The following is a 16,940-nucleotide window of genomic DNA, read 5'->3' on the forward strand; positions in this document are numbered from 1 at the left end:
TGATTCGCACATGGTTGCCGACAACGTTGATACGATCGATCCAGAGACGTGTCCGACCGCAAACGGCATGCCGATGCTCGGACTCGGAACCTGGCAAAACGACGACTCGGAAGCCTGTACGGAGAGCGTCCGCACGGCGCTCGAAACGGGCTATCGCCACATCGACACCGCACAGGCCTACGACAACGAGGAAGCGGTCGGCGAGGGCATCGCCCGAGCGGACGTCGACCGCGAGGACGTCTTCCTCGCGACCAAGCTCTGGCTCTCGAACCTCTCCCACGACGACGTCCTCGAGACCGCTCGCGCGAGTATCGACCGCCTCGGCGTCGACTACCTGGATCTGCTGTACGTCCACTGGCCGTCCCGAACGTACGACGCCGAAGAGACGCTGTCGGCCCTCTCGGAACTGTACGATGAGGGGCTAATCGAGAACGTCGGCGTCAGTAACTTCCTCCCCGAACAGGTCGAGACAGCCATCGACGTCTGCGACGCGCCGATCTTCGCAAATCAGGTCGAACTCCACCCGCTGCTGCCACAGGAGGAGATCCGCGCAACCTGCGAGCGAAACGACGTCGAAGTCGTCGCCTACTCGCCGCTGGCCCGCGGTGCTGTGTTCGAGCAGTCGACGATTCAAGATATCGCGGACAAGCACGATGCCAGCGAAGCGCAGGTCAGCCTCGCCTGGTTGCGCGAGAAGGGAATCACCGCGATTCCGAAGGCGACCGGCGAAGCACACATTCGAGACAACTGGGACTCCCTGACGCTTGAACTCGAGCAGGAAGACATCGACGCGATCGACGCGATCGACGAAACGAGTCGCCAGGTCGATCCCGAGTTCGGTCCCTGGAACTGACACGCGGGTTTCGCTTTCGGGCTATCGGATCGAGACGCTCTCGAGTTCTATTCGTCTAGAGAAAGCGGAAACACAGAAAAGGAGGAAAGTTTACGGTACGTCAGTTTTTTGGCTCACGTATGTCAACTCGTACGCAACGTGGCGGCGGTGGGGGGATCGTCGGCGCGATCAGAGCCGACCTGACCCAGTTACACGGTGCCTGGATGGAACTGGTCTTCCCGCGACAGCGCGGCCGGGGGCACTCCGTCATGGGAAAGTGGCAACCCGAAACGCTTCCACAGAAAAGCGCCTACTACCTCTGGAGCGTGCTCGGAACGATCGGGCTGCTCGTCATGTATCCGCTTACGGTTCTCGGCTTTGCAACCCGCTACTACGCGGCGAAACTCGACTCGACACGGACGCGACTCGGCATCGTCGGCGTTACCGGTATCGCCCTCGTCGTCTGGGGGACGCTAACCGTCGTTGCGCACCTACAACTCCCGATGGAGGAGACCATCGCAATCGCCGCCGCCAGTGCCGTCGCAACCATCTCGACGGCGCTTGCAGCCGGGTTCTCGAAGGCGGGCGGGCGATTCGTCTCCGTGTTCCTCGCCTATCCGTTCGCGATGACCGCGCTGTTCCTTCCGCCGGTCGTCGCCGCCCTCGTCACCCCCTCGCTCGAGGGCGCCATCCTCGAACCCAGCTACGAGTTCGCCGCCTGGGCGCTCGATAACGTCCTCCACGTCGGCGGTCTCAACGAGTTCCTGCGGTCGAACTACGAACTCGAAGGAGCGGCCTACGCGGCGATGTGGGTCGGCATTTCGTTCCCGCTCGGCTGGTTCTTCGGGAGCGTCGTGGCGCTGGCGAACCTGGTTCGGCCCTCCGAGTGAGGTTCCGTAATTCGGAGAATCGGCACCCGTTTGTGTATCGGTGAACGAACAGTCAGTTTCGATAACGTTAGGCCGATCCAGTCCCGAGTACCGACCATGGCACTCGACCTGCCGAAGACGGTTGGCGCGTTCGTCCTGATCGTCGCCATCGGAACGGCCGCGATGGTGATGATGCCGGTTAGTATGGGTACGGACACGATCCTGATGATGGTCACGCCGTCGATGGCCGTGTTCGGCGCGATCATGCTCGCGATCGGCGTCAAACACGGCGAGTACCGCGCGACGAACTGAGTCCCCGGCGGTCCGCCGTCGACACCGCCTTCACTTCTCACCCGCGTCGTCCGCAACGGCATCCATCGCAAGCCAGCAGTTCGTCAGCGGATGGTAGCCCGGCTCGACCGCCGTCCCGCGGTTCGGCCCGTCGCGATCGTGGCCGCGCGGCAGCCGCTCGTACCAGTTGCCGTACCGCGGATTGATCAGGTGCGACTCCGCGTACTCCCAGAGACGGTCGTACCACGACAGATAGGTCTCGTCCTCCCGACTCAACAGCGCGCTCGCGCCGATCGCCTCCGCGTGCGCCCAGCCGTACTTGTCGGGAACGATCGGCGTCCCGTCCGCCTCGACCGTGTAATAGAGCCCGCTGAACTCGTCGTCCCAGCCGAGTTCAACTGCGGCGTCGAACAGTTCGCGTGCGCGTGACAGGAGCCAGTCCGCCGAGTGGTGGTCCGCGAGCAGCGCGAGGAGTTTCGCCCACTCGGCGTGGTGGCCGGGCTGGAAGCCCGGCGGGCGGAACTGGTGGCGCGGATTGTCGGCGTTATGCGACCGGTCGGGCTCCCAAGACTCGGTGTAGTGTTCCCAGAGGAGTCCGTCGAGGTCGTGCGTCCGCGTGAGTTGCCGAGTGAACCGGTCGGCGACCGTGTACGCGCGATCCAGATAGCGCTCGTCGTCGGTCGCCTCGTAGGCTGCGAGCAGGGCCTCGCAGGCGTGCATGTTCGCGTTTTGCCCGCGATAGGGATCGACTCGCGTCCAGTCCGGGGCGGCCTGGTCGGCGTACAGTTCGTGAGTCGGCTCCCAGAAGCGATCTTCGAGCACGGCGAAGGCACGCTCGAGTTCGGCGCGTGCGCCGGGAATCCCGGCCTGGAGCGCGCGGGCGCTCGCGAGGAGGGCGAACGCGTGGCCGTAGCAGTACCGCGTTCGGTCGGTCGGCGTTCGGCCGTCGAGCAGCCAGTCGTACCCCTCGGTAGCGGGGTCCCAGTGGGCCGTCGAGAGAAAGCGCAGGCCGTGTTCGGCGGCGTGGCGACACCAGTGGGGGCCGTCGGCCAGGACGCCGAGGCTGAAGTTGTGGACGCCGCGAGCCGTGGCGACGAGGTGTCGGGTGCGTTCGTCGTAGACGTGGCCGTCCCGTTCGTCGAGTTGGGCGACGTAGCCGCCGATGCGCGTGTCGAGACAGTCCGGGTAGTAAAAGTTGAGAACGTCTCTGAATTGATGTCGAAGGGCGACTCGAGTTCGGTAGATCGTCACGTGCCCGAGGGTACCGAGGCCGACACCATATACCTCCGGGAAAGCGGCGGCGGATGAGATAGGAGCGTGTTGATAGGCGGGCGGGTCGCCGCTGTTAGGCCATCACTTTCACATGTAGCCGAGGTCGCGCAGGCGCTCCATCAGGTCCTCCTTGTCCTGGGCGCGGCCCGCGCGCTCGGTCGTCCCTTCGAGGTCCTGCAACCACGCGGGGTCGTCCTCGGTCTTCTCGGTGCTGATCTCGCTGCCGAGCGACCGGAATCCCTCCCAGTACTTCGGCGAGACCGGGGTGTCGGCGGGCTCGAGATCGTCGGGCAGGTCGTCCTTGCCTTCGGGGACGTAGCCGTCGTCCGGGAACTCGTCGACGGTGTCGGGCACGACGAAATTCCAGAAGGCCTCCCAGACGGCGGCCTCGTCGAACTGCAGGATGGGCTGGACGCGGTCGTGGGGTGGGTAGATGTCCGGGTCGTGACGCTCGGAGAAGAACGTCTCGTCGGCGCGAGCCTCCTGCTCGTCCCAGCGGACGCCCGAGAGGATGCCGTCGATGTCGTGCTCCTCCAGGGCGTCGTTGAGCGCGACCGTCTTCAGCAGGTGGTTGCCGGCGTACGTGTCGAGCAGGAACGGGAAGGTGTCCTCCTCGTACTCGAGGATATTTTCGACGTGGTGCTGGTTGTGCTCGTCGAGTTCGTCGACGGGGATGTCGTCGCCGGGCTCCAAGTCGTTCTCCTCGACGTACTGGCCGATGTCCTCGTTGCGCGCGTAGATAACTTCGAGACCCCACTCGTCGGCCCAGCGGTCGACGAAGTCGTGAATCGCGTCGAAGTGCTGGTAGTGGTCGATGAAAATCGCCGGCGGCACGTCGAGGTCGTAGCGTTCTGCAACCTGGGTGACGAAGTACAGGACGAGCGTCGAGTCCTTGCCACCCGTCCACATGACAGCCGGATTCTCGTACTGTTCGAGGCCCTGGCGGGTAACCTCGATCGCCTTTTCGATCTTGTCGTTGATGTGCGGATAGTCCGCCGGATCTTCGCCGGTACCGTCGTCGTAATCGACATCGACGTAATCGGGGAAGTTCTCAGTCATCGCGTGTAATTACATATAATTACCAGGATTAAACCCTTTGGGGGACCGGAAACCTCTGTCACCATCTGTGATCGGAACCGACCGCACTCGGAACTGCTTTCTTGCCGGTCGAAATCCACAGTTCAGCCGAGCGGCGGCGCTTCGAGGCGTTCGTCCGGTTCGCTGTCGGCCAGGCGCTGCTGTAAGAGGCTGATAATCCGCTGGCCGGCCAACCCGTCGCCGTACGGCCGCGGCGTCGACTCCGGCTGCCAGTCCGCCGACACGGCCTCCCGAATGCTCGACCGTTCGGGGCCGACGAGCCGATTCCAGCCACAGTCGACGGTCTCCACCCACTCCGTCTCCTCCCGTAACGTCACGCAGCGTGTCTCGAGGAAAAAGGCCTCTTTCTGGACGCCGCCCGAATCCGTCGCCACCCGCTCGGCGGCATCGAGTAGCCGGACGAAGTCGAGATAGCCCTGGGGATCGATCACCTCGAGTTCACCTGTCGCACGCTCCCAGAGCCCGTACTCCTGGAGTCGATCGACCGTCCGCGGATGCGCCGGGAAGACGACCGGCAGCGGTGCCGCCGCGAGGCCGTCCAGAATCGCCGCGAGATTCGCCCTGGCGTCCGCGTTGCTCGCTCGGTGGACGGTCGCCAGGATGAACTCGCCTTCGGCCAGCCCGAGGTCGTCGAGGATCGTCGACTGCGCGACCGATCGGTCGCGCGCATCGAGGATGGCGTCGTACATCACGTCGCCCGTCCAAAAGACGCCGTCGGTGATCCCCTCGGCCGTGAGATTTTCGATGGCGTCCCGGCTCGGCGCGAAACAGAGGTCTGACGCGTGGTCCGTCAACACCCGGTTGATCTCCTCGGGCATCGACCGGTTGTTACTGCGGAGCCCGGCCTCGACGTGAGCGACGGCGACCTCCCGCTTCGAGCCGACGATCGCGCCCGCGAGCGTCGAGTTCGTATCGCCGTAGAGCAGGATGGCATCCGGGTCGGTCTCTTCGATCACGGGCTCGATTGCCGCCACCATCTTCGCGGTCTGTCGCCCGTGGGTGTCCGACTCGACGCCGAGATTGAACTCGGGCTCGGGAATGTCGAGTTCGTCGAAGAAGACGTCCGAGAGTGCTTCGTCGTAGTGTTGCCCGGTGTGGACCAGGGTTTCGTCGGCGACGGTGCGAAGTTTTCGAGAGACGACCGCGGCCTTGATGAACTGGGGTCTGGCACCGACGATGGAACAGACGTGCATTAGTTCGCCGTCACCTCCGTGCGGGCGTCACCGGTGTGTCGCCGCGTCACGTTCTCCACTGCCGATTCGTCGCTTTGCACGAGGACGTCGTGCTCCGACGCACCAGGCCGTGAGCCGATCTCGGTGTACAGCGTGACGTGTGCTGGCGGGGCGTTACAGAAGAGACAGCGCACGTCGGATCACCTCGTGAATCATGGCAGTCACGACTTCCGGGACGAGTCATATCGTTATCAGCGCGCTACCGAAAGGAAGCGTCTGACTCGCCTGAAAGTCTTGATTTCGAATGGGTGGGAGACGAGGGCGCGATCGAAAATCGGGCGACCATTCGACGGGTATCGCGACGCTATCCGCAGGTGAACTATCGAATGAACCAACTACTACGGACGCGATGACTGTTCGGTCCACCTGACCGACCGAAACGGAAGACCGTCGTGCGATCGAACGGCCATCGAGACGACTCCCCGATCCGCGCCGGGTTGAACTCGAACCGACGCTCGAACCGTTAATACGGATCGGTTACGGACGGAAAACGGCGACTACCGCACGTGATCGGTTGCGAACTCGACGGGTTCACACGGCGTAATGTCGGCTCCGCCTGCTCTCACTACGGAGGGCGGTCGCGCTCCTCGCCGAAACTGAGGACGAATCGCGGGACCGCTGGGCGGAACTCGACATCGATGCCGACGACGAGGGCTTCGATTCCGGACACGTACTGGCCGAACAGCGCCGAGCGCGATCGACCTATCGGACGGTCGCTAACCGCCGGGCGAAAACGGGGCTGGTAACGGCCCGGCTGAACTCGAGCAGGGGGTGCGATTGATCGGGTACCGGTCACTCCCGATCGGAGAAACACCGCTAGAACCGCCGTCAGTCGCTGATAAACTTGTTATCGCGCCAGTTAACACCCGTCTCGCCGGAGCCACGATCTCGAGGCCCTTCGACGACTTCGATATCCGCCGGTCGGGTCTCGCCGTCGACGATTCGGGTCGCCTCGAGTTCACCGTCGTGTTCCGAAATCGCCGTGAGGGTGCCTTTCTCGGCAGCCGAGGCGATCTCACAGAGGACGAGGAACATCTCGTACTGCAACAGCGAGTTCTGGAGGACGGTCTCGCGGTCGCCCTTGAACGCGGCGAATTCGACGAGTTCGGATTCGATTTCCTCCTCTTCCTCTTCGTCCCAGCGGAAGGAGTTGCGCCGCTCGTCGGGGTCTTCCTCGTAGACGCGGTTTTCGGTGACGCTGGCCTTGAGCTGGGCCGTCGGCGTGTACTTGCTGACCGACTGGTCCTCGGCGACGGCCTTCAGAATGAGGGTGTTGTTCCGGCGTGTGATCTCTACGTCGTCGATCCCGTCCGGATACGTCGCGTCAGCGATGTGGTCACGAAGGTCTTCGAGGGGCAATTCGAGCGTCGAATGCAGCCGATAAACGTGTCTGGATTCCTCTGTTGACATAGTGGGAAGGTGTGCAGCGACAGGCGTTGGGTCCTAGTACGAGTGCCGGGCTTATATGACCTGCCATTGAAACCGTCAGCGACAGGGTTGGATGAATGTCCGCCGCGACGGCGGTGGCGAGGTCGGGGACGGGGTCCGGATCGGGAATTCACTCGGTGTTGAGCGTTTCGGCCAGTTCGCCTCGGTCATCGAGTTCAGCGAGAATGTCGGAGCCCCCGACGAACTCGCCGTCAACGTACGTCTGGGGAATCGTTTCCCAGCCGCTTCGGTCCTCGAGTGCGACGCGGAACTCGTCGAGCGACTCGAGCACGTCGACGGTTTCGAACTCGTCGCGGTGCTCGGAGAGGAGTCCGAGCGCGCGGCGGGAGTAGCCACACTGGGGCATGAGTTCGGTTCCCTTCATGAAGAGCACGACCTCGTTGTCGTCGATGGCCGTCTCGACCTGTTCGGTCACGTCCTCCTGATCGAGGCCCTGGTTCGGTGGAAAGTCCATGTCTTCTTGGTCTATGTCGGTAGGCGGGATAGACCTTGCGCCTCGGTCAGACGCCGAGCAACCGAGCGGGTCGTGATCGAGCGGAATCAATCGACGGTTGTGGGCGGGGAGAGGACGTCGATTTTTTCCGCGGAGTATCCGAAGACGTTCCGGTAGCCGTTCGACGACATGAGAACCGGGTAGAACGCCTCTTCAGCGATCTGCTCGGCGCCGTCCGCTGCAACGAACGGATCACCGGCCGGAACTTCGGTGAAGTTCTCGACGAAAACCTCGTACTTCTCCGCTCGCTTTTTCGGAATCACGTCGGTGAGTCGGAAGACCGGCAGGTCGCGCCGGACGGTATCACCTGGCAACGCACCGACGGCAGTGAGGAACGCTCGCGTAAGCCGATCCGCGTTCTGGGCCGCCGTCTCCGAGCCCTGTAGTCCGCACTCGACCTCGATCGTTTCGACCGTCGAGAAGAGCCGTCCCTCGGCGAACTCGCTCGTTTCGACCATCGCGACGACCGGAAGCTGTGGACACACCGTCGTCGCGGTCTCGTTGACCTCGTTGACGATGGCAAACGGGTCGGCGTGGCTTTGCGTCGAATGCATCGAGAACGTCAGGCAGTCGCCGAGTTCAGAAACGAGTTCGTTCGCGAGTTGACCCTCGTGTGTCTCGGCGTCGGGGTCGCCGGGGAACGCACGGTTGAGATCCTCGTCGACGAACCGAACCTGTCGCTTCAGGGCCTTCTCGTTCGCGACGAGTAGCTTGACCGGCCGGGAGACGGTCGGCTGTTCGTCGAGCAATCGTTCGATCGCTCGGACGCCGCAGGGTTCGTCGCCGTGAACACCGGCCACAATCGCGATCTCCGGCGTCCCTGACCCGAGCTGTGCAACTCTCATTAGGTATCCATTACCGCTTCGAGCCCAAAGGCGATTCGATCTTCGCCACCTGGCGACCGCTTAGTCCGCAAGCGCTGCAGCGAACTCGTAGTCGGCTGGGTCGGCGGTGGGATAGTCGTTGTCGAGGCGAATCTGCCACTCGTCGACGCGTTCCGGAGTGTCGATCGCGTTCGTGAGGACGGTTCGTACGTCGAGTAGATCCACGCCGTAGAAGTCTCGCGGGACGCCCTGAACGTACTGGAGTGCCGTCCGAAAGAGCGAGCGCAACCCATCGTTATTGGCGAACCCGATGCGTTTGTAGACGCCCGCAGCGACCTGGACCATGCCGTGACAGAACGAGCTTTCGACCGTGCCGCGGCCGTAGTTGTACCACTCGGCTTCGAAGCAGTCGTGGCTCTCGTGAAACGCGCCGTCGTTGAACAGCCGGACGCCGTGAACTGTCGCCCGACGAAGCGTCGCATGCTCCCAGCAGCCGCCATCTTCGCGCGTGATCCAGCCGGTCGGTGCGTTCGGAGGCGGGTCGACGGAGGGATCGTTCGTGTGCTCGTCCATATGACGCCGTCCGTCGCGCTGACAGTTATGTATACTCGTAGTTCCCCGCAAGCAATCGCGACTGTCACGTATTCGATCAGGTAAGCGAAGTGTTTATTCCGGTTGCGGCTAACGTCCGGATAGATGATCCATCCCGACGGACGGTGTCAATGTTGTGGCGAGCGACTCTACGGGAACGTCTCCGGCGGCTATCGCTGTCCGAATTGCCGGACCGAGTCTACAGACGCTTCGTCCGAAGAGGAGACGCCAACGGTCCCGAAGACGCCACAGACGCCGTAGTTACGCGCGACAGACGAGCGCTCGTCGCGCACGCTGTGTCGTCGCGGACGACGTAACCGCTCGCACGAGTTCGGTTGCGGGGCGGTATGCCTCGCAGTCGGTTGCGGGAGCGATCACGAGCAGTTTCCAGAAGCCGGGTGATCGAAACGTCAGCTGACAGCGGCCGTTTGCATCCGTTGTCGCCCGCTTCGATCCCGTCATCGTCGTAATCGTCGCTCCGTCGATCGGGCGGTGAGAGGAGTTTCGAACGCGGAGGTGAAACGGCTGTCCGACGGTTGCTTCTCGATCCTCGAGTTCGACGACGAGTGGTCTCCTGTTCGCCATGGTATTTGGACACACAGACTATCCAAAAAGACGGTCCCTGCCCGTGACGGGCGATGGTGGCTGGTAGGGCAGTCTCGAGTAGCCGCTCCAAGTCACTGCCCACACGATCGCACGAGGGCTGTGTGATCGGTGTGTAAACCGGTACAGTTAGTACGATAGCAGTAGGTAGTACCGTAGTTTCTTTATTTAAAACATGGCCGAAATCGAACCGGACGGTGCAGTAACTACGTGTGCAAATGGAACGCTGCGGCAGCGATCAAATAATGATGGTGGTGAGTAAGTCGTGTTGAATACAAGATGCGGGTCTCGGACGGTGACGGAGGCACGACCGACTCCGTAATCGGACCAAGACTGGTGAAGGCGTAATTAGAGACGGTATTGATTTCTCTGCAATTTACCCTAACAGATCGGCTTGGAGAAGGTGTTTCCCTAGATAAGGGATAGCCTCTATCTGCCCCATTTATCGAAGAGAGATCGTTCCGTCGGTTGGCAGCAGCGGGTCAACTGATGTGCCAGTCGCCGCGACTCACTCACGGTCGTCTTCGTTGTCGAGGTGTTTGGCCAGTTCGATGATTTCTACTTCCCAGTCGTGCGTTGATCCTCGCGTTCGAAACTCCCAGGCACCACGAACATCTACGTCAGCCTCGATGGCCCTCTCCACCGCCTCAGCAAGTATGGCCTCGAATTCGTTGGTACTGGTTATCGAAACGTCACGGAGTTGATCGCGTGTCATGGTGAATGGGCCACGATCCTTGACCCGAAGATATGGAGGCTAAGCCACGACCACATCCACACCACAGGGGTCACACTTCGCGCAGGGCGTTCGGTCCACTATTTTCAAAGGACGCCACACCAATAGGTCTGCCGTTCTGCATGGTACACCAAGCCGGGTGTGCGCAGGTTGGTACACCAAGCCGCCTATATTTACCCGTCTCGAACCCCAATTTCTATCAAGGAATGGCAGTCATTGCGCATCTTCGGATCCCAGCTAATTCATTTGAACTCGGCTGGATCCTCGAATTGGAAGCCAGCGGGACGATCGAACTCGAGAACATGGTCCCGCTGGGCGAAAAAGCTGTTCCGTTCTTCTCGGTGAGCGACGAGGTCCGAGAATCGTTCGAGAAAAATGTCTCGAATCACCCGTCAGTCGAACGCATCGTCGAGGTGACGCGCCACAACGGCGATCGATTGTATTCGCTGGACTGGAATGTATCCCGTGACGTGTTTTTCCAAGGGATCCTCGATCTGAAGGGACAACTCCTGAGCGCGACCGGAACGCCCAATATGTGGGAGTTCGAGATTCGGTTCCCCACACACGAGGCCCTCAGTGAGTTTCAGGAGTACTGTTCGAACGCCCACATTCCCCTCGAAGTCGGACGCATCTACAATCCCGTCCGTCCGGGAACTGGTATGTGGTACGGGGTGACGAAAACCCAGCGCGAAACGCTGATGCGCGCTGTTCAGGGGGGGTACTATTCGATCCCACGGCGAATGTCCACGCAGGATTTGGCCGATGACCTCGGTGTCTCTGATCAGGCCGTCACGGAGCGACTCCGCCGTGCGATCGAGACACTCACTGAAAACACGCTCATCGCGATGGAGGAGGAACTCGAAGAAGAGTTCAAGCCAATATAGGACCGCTGATCGCCTCAACCCCCAGCTTGAACTGGTGAGGGGTACTGCATAAGTTGCCTCAATAACAACTTTGTCTACCATGCACCGTAGGGAAGCGTTTAGGACGCCTCTGTATGTGCGTGAGAACCGGAATGGGATTTGACCGCATTGCAGAGGCCCTTGGGGATCGATCGCGGCGGTATATACTTGTTGAACTATTGGATCACAATCCAGTGGGCCAAACGGAGACCGTAGCGAAGAATGATGCGCGAGAGAACGATGACTTGGAGGTACAGCTTACTCACACACATCTCCCAAAACTCGACGACATGGGGTACATCGTGTGGGACAGGGATAACGGAACGATTGTGAAGGGGCCAAATTGGGATGAGATTGAATCGGTGGTTCGGTTACTTAGCGACAACAGGGAACAAATCCCTAAAAACACGTTCTAACGCTCTCAAAGATGAGAGCGTACTCTGCCGAACTCTTGCTCTCTATCTCGCACGCCATGTCTGCCAACAGACGGATAGGCAGAGGTCGGTTCCGATCTCGACATCCCCTAGACTGAACGCGAGTTCCACAACCAACTCTGAATACCGAAACGATCCCCAACTGCTGATAGTCGGCGGAGTTCCAGACGGGCCGCGGTGAACGCGGCGACGGGTGCGACGGGTAATCGAAACCGGACCGTTTAACCCGACGACCCTCGAACAACGGGATGCGTGCGAGGGTAGCCAAGCGGTCAACGGCGGCGGACTCAAGATCCGCTCGTGTAGACGTTCGTGGGTTCGATCCCCTCCCCTCGCACTCACCACAGTGCGGCAAGAGCGAGCCTCTTGCCCTCGCAAATTCTCACAGACGGACGACAGAACGGGAGCTGCTGCCGTCCGTTGACGCCCTGTTTGACAAGCGATCACACAGTCGCGTTGGAGAGTAAAACGCACTCTGAGACGAATCGCTATGTATGGGCGGATCGATGCAAAAACTATGGCACCTGGAGACTTATCGGAAGAAGCGTGGTTGGATCTGCAAAAAGCGGGCGAGATACTCTCGCAGGTATTTGACGAGACGATTCCTCGAATCGAACCCGGAGTCAGTCGATTCGAAATCGCTGACCACGCCGAAACGCGGATCCGGGATCTCGGCGGGAACCCAGCGTTCCCCGTCAATATCAACGTCAACGAAGAAGCATCCCACGCGATTCCGACGACGGCTGATGAGAGTACGTTTGACGACTCGGATCTCGTGACGCTCGATATGGGCGTCCACGTCAACGGGTGGTGCTCCGACGCCGCTGTAACGATCGATCTCTCGGGGACACACGACGAACTCGTTGCTGCCAGCGACGCCGCGTTAGCGGCGGCACTTCGGACGATCGAAGCCGGCGTCCACACCGGGACGGTCGGTCACAGTATCGAGCAAGCGATCCGAGACCGCGGATTTCGCCCGGTTGTGAATCTCGCCGGTCACGGTCTCGGTCACTACGACGCTCATACGGATCCGATGCTCCCTAACACCGGTAGTGACAACGGAATCGAGCTTTCTGAAGGAGACGTTCTCGCCGTCGAGACGTTCGCCACCACCGGTCGAGGTCGCGTTACGGAGGGAAGCGACGAACGCATTTTCCGTCTCGACGCCGACCGACCTGTGCGCGATCGGCGTGGCCGAAAACTGCTCGACACGCTCCGCGAGACGCGACGAAATCTCCCGTTTACGACTCGCTGGTACGATATATCCGGACTCACAATGACCGTTCGAAACTTGGAGCGCAAGGGCGTCCTCAAGAGCGACCCCGTTCTCAAAGCGGAACGAGGAGCGCTGGTCAGTCAGTCCGAGCACACCGCCGTCGTAACGGCGAACGGCTGCACAGTGACGACGCGATGACCGGAAATCACGTCTCCGCGGCCACGTGAGTGCGAGTTCAGCGCGCGCCTCCGACCCCGTCGGACGCTGATCGACCGGAAGCGATACACGGTTCGTCTATTGAGCGCTCACCGGGAGTTGCGAGGACGGGACGCTCGCAAATCGCCAGTGCTTATCAGGACAGACGCCGGACTGCTGAGCAATGAGCGACCGCCAGGGCGATCCCGAGTCGGGTGTGAATCCGGAACCGGACGCGGACGGACGAACGGACGCAGAGATAGACAGCGACCACCGCGCAACCCTCGCCACCCGCGCAGCGACCGCCGGCGCGGCGGTCGCCCTCGATTCCTTTCGCACCGACCTCGAACTCGAGTTCAAAGACGGCAAGACGGACGTCGTGACACAGGCCGACCGCGACGCGCAGGCGGCCGTGATCGACGTTATCCGCGAGGCGTACCCGGACGACCCTATCGTCGGCGAGGAGGACGACGCGTTAAAGACCGTTCCCGACACCGGGCCCGCCTGGATCGTCGACCCGATCGACGGCACGAACAACTACGTCAACGAGACCCGCGCCTTCGGCACCGCAGTCGCAGCCGTCGTCGACGGAGAGCCAATCGGCGCGGCAACCGTCTGTCCCGCCCTGGATGATACCTACCGGTTCGGTCCAGCCGGCGCGGCGGTAAACGGTGATCCGCTTACCGTCAGCGACCGAACCGATCCGGAGACGAGCACGGTGTGTCCGACTTACTGGTGGCCGCCCGACCGGCGAGACCAGTACGCCGCGGCGACGCGAGCGATCGTCACTCGGTTTAGCGACATGCGTCGCTTCGGCTGTGCGCAACTTGAACTCGCGATGGTTGCGTCGGGGGCACTCGAGGGCGTCGTGACGAATCGGCGAGCCAACCCGTGGGATACCGTTGCCGGCGTCGGCTTGATCCGGGAGGCGGGCGGAGTCGTCACCGATATCGAGGGAGACCGTTGGCGACACGATAGCGACGGGCTGGTCGCCTCGAACGGCGCGTTGCACGACGAAGTGCTCGCGGTTGCACGGGAGATCGACGCCGCGTAGTCGGCGACCGGACGGCGAGTTCGGTGGCGATCGGGAGACGACGGAAACCGCAAACGGTAAGCGCTCGCTCGAACGGATATCCGGTATGTACGAGTCGATCGAACGGTACGGCCCGTTGAAAGTGTGGGCCCTCACCGTCGTCACTCTCATCGCAGCGGTGGCCCTCGCCGCGACCGCCTTCTACCAGCCAGTGTACGTCGACATCGTCTGGCAGTACTTCTGGGGGCCGGTCGTCGCGGACGCCCACGGGTGGAATTGCGTCGCCTGGGCAGGCGGCGAGCAGCTACCGTGCGGTGAGGCCGGTGTCGATGCCGGACCGACGGCGTCGCCCGGCTACACGTTCGTTTCCTACGCCGGCTACATTCCGACGCTCATTCTGTCCGTCGTCGGCGTCGTCTTCCTGATCGACCGCCTCGAGATCGAACGCTATCGGGTCGGCTTCTACGGCCTGTTCCCGTTCATGCTCTTCGGCGGGGCGTTGCGCGTCGTGGAGGACTCGAACGTCGCCGCCTACCGTGCGACCGGCGAACTTCCCATTCAGCTCCCGTGGTCGGGCATCATCATCAGTCCGCTCATCTACTTCACCGTCTTCTTCCTGGCGCTTTTAGCCGTCGTTGCCTCCGTCTGGCTCGAGCGAAACGACTACGTGTCGGGCTATGAGTATCCACTCGGTGCAATCGGGACGACGTTGCTCGTCGGAACGGTCGGCTACCTCGGGTATCTCTCCGCGACGACGGACTACGTGCAGTTCTATCCGTTGCTCCTGCTCACGATCCTCGGCGGTGCGACCGTCGCCACGGCGATCACCTGGGCCGTGATCGATCGGTTCGCTCCCGGAATCAACCGCGGGACGAAGTTCATCGGTGCAGTCGTCATCTGGGCACACTCGATCGACGGCGTCGCAAACGTCGTCGGACTCGACTGGGCGACAGCGTTCGGCCACGACAGTAACCTGATCCCGAAACACCCGATCAACGCGGCGGTCGTCGATCTAACCGATTCGATTCTGCCCGAGAGCATCGTCGCGGTCACCGGTGACGCCTGGCCGTTCCTCCTCGTCAAACTCGCGGCAGCGGTCTTCGTCGTCTGGATCTTCGACGACACGATCTTCGAGGAGAGTCCGCGCTACGCGATCCTCCTGTTGATCACCGTCGTCGCGGTCGGCCTCGGCCCCGGAACGCGGGACATGCTTCGGGCGACGTTCGGTATCTGACCCGCTCTCGTACCCGCTCGAGTTCAGCCCAGACCTAGTTCAGTCGGCCGTGGACGGATTTCGAGGGTGCTTACAACGGCACCGGCAGCCACTCGACGAGTTCGAGGATCGGCGTCGGATCGAACAGCGGGTCGTGGAGGACGAGCCAGTCGAGCAATACGAGCCCGGCTCCGTGGGCGATGACGGAGGGCAAAATCGAGTCCGACTCGTAGTCTACCGCACCGAACAGCACGTCCGTCGGCCCCGACAGGACGAACTCGATCGGTGGCTTCGAGGCGTGGTGAATCATGTAGACGATCGGGCTGATGAACACCGCCTTGATGCCGATTTCCCGAATCCCAACGCAGAGCAAGCCGCGGTAGTACGTTTCGGCCGCCAACGCGAGCACGAACAGCCTGATCGCATGCGGGACGAACTCGCCCGGTGCGGTGGTGGTCCCCCACATCGGATAGAACTCGCGGATCGTCGGCAGCGTCGAGCCGACGAGGTAGAACGGGAGCACGAAAAGCGAGAGCAGGACGGCGTTTCGGACGGCCACTCGGTTAATGTTCCAGCCGACGTGTCGGCCGTGGGTCAGCCCGAGTGCAAGCGGACCGCCGATCAGGAGGATACTATCGACGACGGCACGGCGATCTAACTCACCGGGGACGGCGTGCATCCACACCACCGTCAGAGCAGCGCCGACGAGCAGTGATTTCTGAACCCAGGAGAGGCGGTTTCCCTGCTCCTGAACCCATCGAAGCGGTCCGCTTGCGTGTTGTTCGTCCCCAGTTGCCACGGATTACTATTACTCGTCGTCTGCTGTCGAAACCGGTCCCGTTCCGATAACCTCGCGAACGTGAGCCTCGAACTCCTGTCGGCGCTGGAAGTACGTCTCGTCTACGTCCGCAAGGACGGCCGAGAGTTCTTTCGGGCCGGCAGGCGTTCGGATGACGCTGTCGCCTTCGAGGCGGTCGACTTCGCTTCGCTCTTTCGGCCAGGTCAGTCGCGAACTCACGCGGGCGAGCGGCGCACCCTCGACGGGCGTGTGCTCGCCGAGCGCGACGGCCGGCTCCGAATCGTCCTCGTCACTCATAGCCGAAACTTTGCGAGCGCGTCGATTCAAGGTTTCGTTTCCGGTCCCGATAGGTATCGCCAGCACGTCTCTCCGCGCTATTGCCCGCCGTCCGGGGCCGGACACGTCAACGAACCCACGATAGTTCTATAAGGCCGCTATCGAGAGAGGTTTTCACATGGGATATACGGGGGCCGATCTCCTTGTCGACAGTCTCGAATCGTACGGCGTGACCCACTTATTCGGGAATCCGGGAACGACCGAACTCCCGTTGATGCAGTCGGTCGTCGACAGCGAACTCGAGTACGTACTCGGGCTCCACGAGGACGTTGCGGTCGGAGCTGCTGCGGGGTACGCGATGCGACGGCGGCACCACGCGAACGCAGCCCCGGGTGAAACTCGAACCGCCCGCGCGGCCGTCCTCCCGCTCGGCGTCGCGAATCTCCACCTCGCCGGCGGTCTGGCACACGGACTCGGTAACCTCTACAACGCGAAGATCTCGGGTGCGCCGGTATTGCTCACCGCCGGGACGCACAGCCGGGACTTCCAGCAGGAAGAGCCGATCCTGAGCGGCGATCTCGTCTC

General features: G+C 62.0%; 21 protein-coding genes, 1 tRNA gene and 1 pseudogene. 11 read left to right on the plus strand and 12 right to left on the minus strand.

Annotation, left to right across the window (positions count from 1 at the left end):
• Positions 1-10: 10 nt before the first annotated feature.
• The 3 genes from C481_RS08350 to C481_RS08360 all read left to right on the plus strand — a co-directional run bounded on the left by C481_RS08350 (position 11) and on the right by C481_RS08360 (position 2,013).
• Positions 11-853, plus strand: a complete 843-nt coding sequence (locus C481_RS08350) for an aldo/keto reductase (protein WP_006108738.1) — start codon at positions 11-13, stop codon at positions 851-853.
• A gap of 119 nt (positions 854-972) precedes the next feature.
• Positions 973-1,722 carry a hypothetical protein gene (locus tag C481_RS08355; protein WP_006108739.1) on the plus strand — a complete coding sequence of 250 codons (750 nt, stop codon included), beginning with the start codon at positions 973-975 and terminating at the stop codon, positions 1,720-1,722.
• 96 nt (positions 1,723-1,818) lie between these two features.
• Positions 1,819-2,013, plus strand: coding sequence for a DUF7333 family protein (locus C481_RS08360; protein WP_006108740.1), 195 nt, complete (start codon positions 1,819-1,821; stop codon positions 2,011-2,013).
• Positions 2,014-2,043: 30 nt separating this feature from the next.
• Here the strand turns inward: C481_RS08360 and C481_RS08365 are convergent, their stop codons facing one another.
• From C481_RS08365 to C481_RS08395, 8 genes and pseudogenes are all read right to left on the minus strand, one after another.
• Positions 2,044-3,243, minus strand: coding sequence for an AGE family epimerase/isomerase (locus C481_RS08365; protein WP_006108741.1), 1,200 nt, complete (start codon positions 3,241-3,243; stop codon positions 2,044-2,046).
• 108 nt (positions 3,244-3,351) lie between these two features.
• On the minus strand, positions 3,352-4,323 hold the full coding sequence (locus C481_RS08370; RefSeq protein WP_006108742.1) for a phosphoadenosine phosphosulfate reductase family protein: 972 nt from the start codon (positions 4,321-4,323) through the stop codon (positions 3,352-3,354).
• Between the two features lie 122 nt (positions 4,324-4,445).
• On the minus strand, positions 4,446-5,555 hold the full coding sequence (gene wecB / locus C481_RS08375; RefSeq protein ID WP_006108743.1) for a non-hydrolyzing UDP-N-acetylglucosamine 2-epimerase: 1,110 nt from the start codon (positions 5,553-5,555) through the stop codon (positions 4,446-4,448).
• Positions 5,555-5,728: a hypothetical protein gene (locus C481_RS21930; protein ID WP_161605629.1), complete on the minus strand. Its 174-nt coding sequence runs from the start codon at positions 5,726-5,728 to the stop codon at positions 5,555-5,557. Before C481_RS21930 ends, wecB begins: the two co-directional genes overlap by 1 nt.
• Before the next feature lie 694 nt (positions 5,729-6,422).
• The gene (locus C481_RS08380) at positions 6,423-7,004 is read right to left on the minus strand and encodes a DUF7110 family protein (protein WP_049904516.1); all 582 of its coding nucleotides are present in this window, start codon (positions 7,002-7,004) and stop codon (positions 6,423-6,425) included.
• A gap of 148 nt (positions 7,005-7,152) precedes the next feature.
• Positions 7,153-7,497: a glutaredoxin family protein gene (locus tag C481_RS08385; protein WP_006108745.1), complete on the minus strand. Its 345-nt coding sequence runs from the start codon at positions 7,495-7,497 to the stop codon at positions 7,153-7,155.
• Positions 7,498-8,078: 581 nt separating this feature from the next.
• Positions 8,079-8,381, minus strand: a pseudogene (locus tag C481_RS23305) (succinylglutamate desuccinylase); the annotation flags it as partial.
• 60 nt (positions 8,382-8,441) lie between these two features.
• Positions 8,442-8,933 carry a DUF309 domain-containing protein gene (locus C481_RS08395; RefSeq protein WP_006108747.1) on the minus strand — a complete coding sequence of 164 codons (492 nt, stop codon included), beginning with the start codon at positions 8,931-8,933 and terminating at the stop codon, positions 8,442-8,444.
• Between the two features lie 123 nt (positions 8,934-9,056).
• Here C481_RS08395 and C481_RS22150 point away from each other — a divergent pair, with 123 nt between their 5' ends.
• Positions 9,057-9,212, plus strand: coding sequence for a hypothetical protein (locus C481_RS22150; protein WP_169331454.1), 156 nt, complete (start codon positions 9,057-9,059; stop codon positions 9,210-9,212).
• Here the strand turns inward: C481_RS22150 and C481_RS08400 are convergent, their stop codons facing one another.
• Both C481_RS08400 and C481_RS08405 read right to left on the minus strand, forming a co-directional pair.
• Positions 9,213-9,536 (minus strand): carboxypeptidase regulatory-like domain-containing protein, encoded by a 324-nt coding sequence (locus C481_RS08400; RefSeq protein ID WP_006108748.1) that lies wholly within the window; start codon positions 9,534-9,536, stop codon positions 9,213-9,215.
• Positions 9,537-10,062: 526 nt separating this feature from the next.
• Positions 10,063-10,269, minus strand: coding sequence for a hypothetical protein (locus tag C481_RS08405; protein WP_006108749.1), 207 nt, complete (start codon positions 10,267-10,269; stop codon positions 10,063-10,065).
• Between the two features lie 224 nt (positions 10,270-10,493).
• On the opposite strand from C481_RS08405, the gene C481_RS08410 reads away from it, so the two are divergent.
• The 6 genes from C481_RS08410 (at position 10,494) to C481_RS08435 (ending at position 15,301) form a co-directional block, all read left to right on the plus strand.
• Positions 10,494-11,171, plus strand: coding sequence for a helix-turn-helix domain-containing protein (locus C481_RS08410; protein WP_006108750.1), 678 nt, complete (start codon positions 10,494-10,496; stop codon positions 11,169-11,171).
• Between the two features lie 131 nt (positions 11,172-11,302).
• Positions 11,303-11,605 (plus strand): DUF7344 domain-containing protein, encoded by a 303-nt coding sequence (locus C481_RS23310; RefSeq protein WP_006108751.1) that lies wholly within the window; start codon positions 11,303-11,305, stop codon positions 11,603-11,605.
• Positions 11,606-11,877: 272 nt separating this feature from the next.
• Positions 11,878-11,960, plus strand: a tRNA-Leu gene (locus C481_RS08420).
• A gap of 180 nt (positions 11,961-12,140) precedes the next feature.
• On the plus strand, positions 12,141-13,037 hold the full coding sequence (gene map / locus C481_RS08425; protein ID WP_006108752.1) for a type II methionyl aminopeptidase: 897 nt from the start codon (positions 12,141-12,143) through the stop codon (positions 13,035-13,037).
• Between the two features lie 181 nt (positions 13,038-13,218).
• Positions 13,219-14,088 (plus strand): inositol monophosphatase family protein, encoded by an 870-nt coding sequence (locus C481_RS08430; RefSeq protein ID WP_006108753.1) that lies wholly within the window; start codon positions 13,219-13,221, stop codon positions 14,086-14,088.
• Positions 14,089-14,173: 85 nt separating this feature from the next.
• Complete coding sequence (locus C481_RS08435) at positions 14,174-15,301, plus strand: DUF63 family protein (RefSeq protein ID WP_049904535.1); 1,128 nt, start codon at positions 14,174-14,176, stop codon at positions 15,299-15,301.
• Positions 15,302-15,371: 70 nt separating this feature from the next.
• Here C481_RS08435 and C481_RS08440 read toward each other — a convergent pair whose 3' ends face one another.
• Together C481_RS08440 and C481_RS08445 are read right to left on the minus strand one after the other, a co-directional pair.
• Entirely contained in the window at positions 15,372-16,079 is a 708-nt protein-coding gene (locus C481_RS08440; protein ID WP_006108755.1) for a CPBP family glutamic-type intramembrane protease, read from the minus strand.
• Positions 16,080-16,088: 9 nt separating this feature from the next.
• Positions 16,089-16,376, minus strand: coding sequence for a DUF5789 family protein (locus C481_RS08445; protein WP_006108756.1), 288 nt, complete (start codon positions 16,374-16,376; stop codon positions 16,089-16,091).
• A gap of 157 nt (positions 16,377-16,533) precedes the next feature.
• On the opposite strand from C481_RS08445, the gene C481_RS08450 reads away from it, so the two are divergent.
• Positions 16,534-16,940: thiamine pyrophosphate-binding protein (locus C481_RS08450; RefSeq protein ID WP_006108757.1), on the plus strand; the 407-nt coding region annotated here is incomplete at its 3' end.

This window comes from Natrialba asiatica DSM 12278 (assembly GCF_000337555.1).
GTDB classification, from domain to species: Archaea; Halobacteriota; Halobacteria; order Halobacteriales; family Natrialbaceae; genus Natrialba; species Natrialba asiatica.